The 1,768-nt window shown below is 69.2% G+C and carries 1 protein-coding gene; it reads right to left on the bottom strand.

Annotation, left to right across the window (positions count from 1 at the left end; genetic code table 11):
• Nucleotides 1-11 precede the first annotated feature (11 nt).
• The gene (locus EWV37_RS15385; protein WP_129702504.1) at nucleotides 12-1,655 is read right to left on the bottom strand and encodes an IS1634 family transposase; all 1,644 of its coding nucleotides are present in this window, start codon (nucleotides 1,653-1,655) and stop codon (nucleotides 12-14) included.
• Nucleotides 1,656-1,768: the final 113 nt, after the last annotated feature.

Here is a 1,768-nt window from a genome sequence, read left to right as displayed (position 1 = left end):
CCTGAGTTGGCTCATTCGTTTAGTGCGTGATTTTCGGGGTCGCGGATGGCGTCGAGGACGGCCTGCTGCTCGGCCGGGATGACCGGGGCGAAGGTCTGGGTGGCGCCGTTGATGGCGATGGTCGCTGCACGCAGCGGGCGCAGCTGCCGGATGACGTTGCGGATCGCCAGCCCGGTGCGGGCCTGCACGGTGCGGGAGAGGGCCAGGGCGGTGAACACGATCGTCAGGTGCGCCTCGATCGCGTCGCGGGTGCGGTGGAACATGGGCCTGGCCCGCAGATCGGTCTTGGACATCCGGAAGGACTGCTCGACGTGCCACAGGTCGTGGTAGGAGCCGATGACCTCACCGGCGCCCATGATGTGGGCGGGGATGTTCGTGACGTAGCCCTTCAGGCCCACCAGCGCCCGGGCACGGGCCAGCGATGCCTCGTCCAGGGCGCGCGCCCCGTGGGTCGTCTTCACGAACCTCGGGGTCCGCGCGGCTTGCTCCCCGGCGACGACCGCCCGCGCCCGGCTCTCCTGGGCTGTGAGCGTCGCACTGTCACGCACGGCCCGTTTGCGGGAGTACGCCCACACCGCCCGCCACGAGCCGGGGTGTTGGGCGGGGTCCCACACCGGTTCGGCGCGCAGCAGGCGGTTGTTCTCGCTTGTGCGCCCTGTCATGGGGGTGATGGTGTCGATGACCTGACCGTCGGTGAACGCGTCTCCGTGCCAGCGGAAGTGGGAGGCGAGATCGATCGGGGCCTTCGTCGCCCGCGAGCCCACGATGAAGCGCAGGCCCGCCTCGTCGAGCTCGCGCAGGTTCGAGGCCGAAAGCATCCCGGCGTCGGCGACGACGACCATGTCGGCCAGACCGTGGCGGGCCTGGAACTGTTTGATGATGGGGACGATCGTGGTGGTCTCGGCCTTGTTGCCCTCGAAGCAGCCGATCTCCAGGGGGAACCCGCCGCGGTCCACGAGCAGGCCCACGACGATCTGCGGGTCCACCCGGCGTTCCTTGGAGTAGCCGACCTTGCGTAGCTCGTCTTCCTTCTCGGCCTCGAAGTACAGCGTCGTGACGTCGTAGAGCACCAGGGAGACATCGCCGCTGGTGGCCGCGTGCTCGAAGCACAAGGTCGCGACCCGGTCGCGATACTCGCCGGGCCCGGCCCGGGCGAGCGTGCGTTTCATGGTCGCGTAGCTGGCCGGGGCCCTGCCCAGGTCCCTCAGGATGCGGCCGGCATCGAGCAACGAGGTCGGCTCCACGACCCGGGCGATCACTAGGTCCCGGAACACCGCATCGTCCAGCGCGTCGAACCCCAGATCCGTGAACACCGCGGCCAGGGCCTCGAACAGGATACGGCAGTCGGTGGCCACGACCTGGCCCGGGCCCTCGCGCCTGCCGGTCGGCGGTGGCTCGGGAGCATCGAACAACCCCGGCTCACCGGCAGGTGGGACCAGCGGTGCGATCGGCGCCGCCGGTTCGACACCGAGGTCCAGCACACCCTGGGCGGAGTCTTCCAGCAGGTCGCGTCCCTTTTGCAGCAGTAGGCCCAGCTCGGCTTCGGTATGGGCCGAGCCGAGGTGCTGCACGATCCGCTGGCGCCCGTGGGCGTACTCAGCGATCTGCACCGCCGTCGCGCCCGAGGCCGTCCGCACCCGCCTGATGAACACCACACCACGACTCTAGAACCATCCAATTAGTGCGTGAAACCGCCCCAATCCGACAGCATCACCACAGGTCACAGCCCCGCCATGCCGCAGAGCCCCAGGTCGTGAGCCAACTCAGG

The sequence above is a fragment of the Kocuria carniphila genome, from assembly GCF_004136555.1.
Classification (GTDB): Bacteria; Actinomycetota; Actinomycetes; order Actinomycetales; family Micrococcaceae; genus Kocuria; species Kocuria carniphila.
This window is presented reverse-complemented; position numbering and strand designations above follow the sequence as displayed.